We start from the raw sequence: 4133 nt of genomic DNA, 5'->3' as shown, positions 1-4133 counted from the left end.
GCCGCTCTGCTCCCCGTATGCATCGGTGTCATAGCCGTCCTGGGCTCTCATGGGGTGCTGCGCCTTCTGGCCGATGTCACGGATGTCTCGGTCTTCGCGCTCAATCTGGCCACGGCACTGGGACTGGGTCTTTCCATCGACTACGCGCTCCTGATCGTGCGCCGTTACCGAGAGGAGCTCGCGCTCGGAAGGGACGTGTGTACCGCCGTCATTTCCACGCTGAACACCGCCGGGCGAACGGTGCTGTTCTCGGCCGTCACCGTCGCCGCGGCCCTTGCCACGATGCTGCTCTTTCCGCACTACTTCCTTCGCTCCATGGCCTACGCGGGCATCAGCGTGGTCCTGCTCTCCGCGGCCGCCGCCCTGACGGTGCTTCCCGCTCTGTTCCGAGTGCTCGGGCCGCGAATCGACGCCCTTGACATACGTGCGCTCGTCGGACGGCGGCAGGGGCGGCATGCCGCACACCGGCAGGGCGACGCCTGGGCACGGCTGACCCACCTGGTGATGCGTCGTGCGCCGTTCTTCGCCGTTGCCACCGCGGGCCTGCTGGTGCTGGTCGGTCTGCCTTTCCTCGGTGTCCGGTTCGGGGGTTCGGACGACCGGCAGTTGCCGGCCGGCTCCGAAGCACGCGTCGTCCAGCAGCACCTCCGACAGGGCTTCGGCGGGCACGCCTCCGGCGGCATCGAGATAGTGACCCGAGACGCGACAGTCGCCGAACTCCGCACATACACCCAGCGGTTGTCGACACTCCGCGGCGTGACACGGGTCGACGGGCCGGGCGCCCGGTACACGGCGGGCATCCGGTCAGGGCCCGGCGATGCCTCCCGTTCGGCTGCCGAGGTGGCCTGGCTCACCGTCGTCACCGGCGCGGACGACATCTCGAAGGAGAGCGAAGAGCTTGTGCACGCCGTTCGCCGTGTCCAGGCCCCCTTTCGCACGTACACCACGGGAGTCTCCGCGGCCACGGTGGACAGCCGTACCGCCATCGCCGGGCAACTGCCCGCGGCGGTGACCCTGATCGCGGCGGCGACCCTCGTTCTGGTGTTCCTGCTCACCGGAAGTGTCCTGGTGGCTTTGCAGGCCGTGGTGCTCAACGCGCTCAGCCTCACCGCCATGTTCGGTGCCGTCGTCTGGGTGTTCCAGGAAGGCCATGGGTCGGGGCTGCTCGGCTTCACTGCGATCGGGGCGGTCGACGCGACACTCCCGGTGCTCATGTTCTTCGTCGCGTTCGGGCTCTCGATGGACTACGGAGTCTTCCTGCTCGCGCGGATCAGGGAGGAGCTGTCGCTCAGCGGTGATCCCCAGGAGGCCGTGGTCGCGGGAATGCGGCGGACGGGAGGGATCATCACCGCGGCGGCCCTGATCCTGGCCGTCGTCCTGGTGAGCATCGGCACCTCGCGGACGGTCGGCACCAAGATGCTCGGACTGGGAGTGGCCCTGGCCGTCCTGGTGGATGCCCTGGTGGTACGTCCTCTGCTGGTACCGGCGGTTCTGGTGCTCACCGGGCGTGCCACATGGTGGTGCCCCGCATTGTTGCGGCGCTCTCACCGCCAAGGTCCGACCGGCGGACACAAAGTAAAGAAACGGTAAAGGGGCAGGCTTGCCTCATGTGAGCCCGCTCCTCACATATCGACGGCTCATCACACATGGAAGGAAACTCACCCGTGCACGCCAGAAGGGGTAGTACCGCTCCGGCAGGGGACACTCCGCGGCATCTCCTCGCCACCGAGTTGGTGTCGTTGATCCGGGCTGAGCTTCCCTCACTCGCGGGGGAGATGGTTCGCAGCACCTGCACGCAGATCCCAGCCTTCGAACACGTACTGGAGGAGCCCTACAGGCTTCGTATCCAGTCCGGGGTGGAGCGGGCCCTGCGCGAATTCACCGATCGGCTCTCCGGCCCGGGCCCCCTCCCCCCGCTCAGCCGGGAGACTGCCGAGGACTGCCGCATGCTCGGCAGCAGCGAGATGCGCAAGGGACGCAGTCTCGATGCCCTGCAGGCCGCGTTCCGACTCGGAGCCCGCCTGGCCTGGCGTCGGTGTGTCGACGTAGGCACCCGGCGGAAGACGGATCCGCACGTGTTGTACGGCCTGGCGGACGCGCTGATCGTCTACATCGATGAGCTGGCCACCTACTGCGCCGAAGGCTTCACACAGGCTCAGGCCCAGGCGGCCGGGGAAATGAGGCTCAGGCGGCAACGACTCCTGCACATGCTCACCGCCGACACGCCCGCGCCCCGGCACGCGGTGACCGAACTCGCCCATGCCGTCGGCTGGCGACTGCCGAAGAGCGTGCAGGTCGTCGTACTGTCCCCGGCCAAGCAGGCTGTCCGGGCCGGTGCCCCGGTGCCGACACCGGCGCTCCAGGGGATGGACGTGCTCGCCGATCTCGGCGGCACCGACCCGCTCCTGCTGGTGCCCGAGCCCAGCCCCAGGAACCGGCCCCTTCTCGAACGGTACTTGCAGGGGCGCGCCGCTGTCGTCGGCCCACCGGTCCCCCTGGAACACGCGGCGGTCTCCTTGCGGTGGGCGCGCAGACTGCTTGCGCTCGGCATCCACGGGGCGGGTACCACGGCACGTGTGACGTACTGCGTGGACAACCTCATGTCCCTCCTGCTGCTGCAGGACGAGGCCCTCATTCGGGCACTCACCGTCCGCCGGCTGGCACCCCTCGCGGATTTGACACCCAAACAGCAGGAACGGGTGACCCAGACCCTTCTCGCGTGGTTGCAGTGTTCCGGCAACACCATTGACGCCGCACGGATGATGAACGTGCACCCGCAGACCGTGCGCTACCGCTTGCGTCAGATCGAGGAGCTCTTCGGGCCGGCGCTCCGTGACCCGGACATCCGGTTCGAGCTGGAGGTCGTGCTGCGTGCCCGCGAGCTGCTCGCGGCGGACGACGGTCGGCGCGGCCCCTCGTCCACCGCCACGGGCAAGGGGTCTTCCTCCTCCGGGTCCGTCGGCACCGGCGGCACCCCGGGGTCCGCCGGCAAGGACAACAACGGTGACGCTCGATCGCGGGTCCCGGCGTGACATGCCGTCGCGGCCCGCCCGGGACGCTGGAGGGACACGGGCCGACTCGCGCCGTACGGCAGCGGCTCACGCGGGCGGGCGGGATCAGCCGGGCAGGGGGCCTGTGACCACCGGACGGTTCGGATCGGCGCTCCAGTCGCTCCACGAGCCGACGTACAGTCCCGACGGGATGCCGGCCCGCTCGAGGGCCAGGACCTGCTGGGTGGCGCGGACGCCGGAACCGCAGTACGTGGCGACCTCGGGCGCTGTGTCGGCACCGAGAGACGCGAAACGGTCCTGCAGGGCGGAGGGCGGCAGGAAATGACCGGTCTCGTCCACGTTGTACGCGGCGGGTGCGCTCACGGCGCCGGGGATGTGCCCGGCGACGGCATCGTACGGCTCGTACTCGCCCCGGTACCGTTCCGGGGCGCGGGCGTCCAGGAGGAGCCCGGAACGAGCCACCGCCGCGGCCCTCTCGGCGTCCAGCAGCGGCATTGCGCCGGCACGGACGGTGAAGTCACCCCAGTCGCCGACGGGGGCCGCCTCGGGGACGATCAGATGGCCCGCGGCGCTCCAGTCACGCATTCCGCTGTCGAGGACGCGTACCCTGTCGTGTCCCGCCCAGCGGAGCATCCACCAGGCGCGTGCCGCGGCCGCCGTCATGTCCGCGTCGGTGTCGTACACCACGACAGGTCGCCCGGCGGAAACGCCGGCTCTCCGCATGGCCGTCTCGAAGACCTCGCGCGGTGGCAGCGGGTTGCGGCCGTGCGCGCTCGGCAGACCGGAGAGTTCGGTGCCGAGGTCGACCACGTGGGCACCGGGGAGATGGCCTCTCTGGTAGTCCGCGGTTCCGGGTTCGCGTTGCCAGCGGACCTCCAGGAGTACCGGGGGGTCGGGCCCGGCCAGTTCGTCAGCGAGTTCGATCGTGTCGATAACTGGATCCATGAATCCCACGTTAGGTTCATCTCACTTTCGCTGCAATGTCCCCCATTCATACCTATACGGACCCGGTGTAAGGCATGTCCCCCTGGGAGCCGGTCAGAGTCCCTTCCGTTCGAGGGCCTCGCGAACCGCCTCGCGGGTGGTGACGCCCAGCTTGGTCAGGGTCCGTGCCACGTGGTG

General features: G+C 69.3%; 3 protein-coding genes. 2 read left to right on the top strand and 1 reads right to left on the bottom strand.

Annotated features, from left to right (window positions below):
• Together ACY34K_RS33665 and ACY34K_RS33660 are read left to right on the top strand one after the other, a co-directional pair.
• Positions 1–1590, top strand: a 1590-nt coding sequence (locus tag ACY34K_RS33665; protein ID WP_462754041.1) for an MMPL family transporter, incomplete at its 5' end; no start/stop codon positions are given.
• Positions 1591–1946: 356 nt separating this feature from the next.
• Complete coding sequence (locus ACY34K_RS33660; protein ID WP_462754039.1) at positions 1947–3032, top strand: PucR family transcriptional regulator; 1086 nt, start codon at positions 1947–1949, stop codon at positions 3030–3032.
• An 84-nt stretch (positions 3033–3116) separates the two neighbouring features.
• Here ACY34K_RS33660 and ACY34K_RS33655 read toward each other — a convergent pair whose 3' ends face one another.
• Complete coding sequence (locus tag ACY34K_RS33655) at positions 3117–3956, bottom strand: sulfurtransferase (RefSeq protein ID WP_462754037.1); 840 nt, start codon at positions 3954–3956, stop codon at positions 3117–3119.
• Positions 3957–4133: the final 177 nt, after the last annotated feature.

Source organism: Streptomyces sp. STAM6, from assembly GCF_054963715.1.
This window is presented reverse-complemented; position numbering and strand designations above follow the sequence as displayed.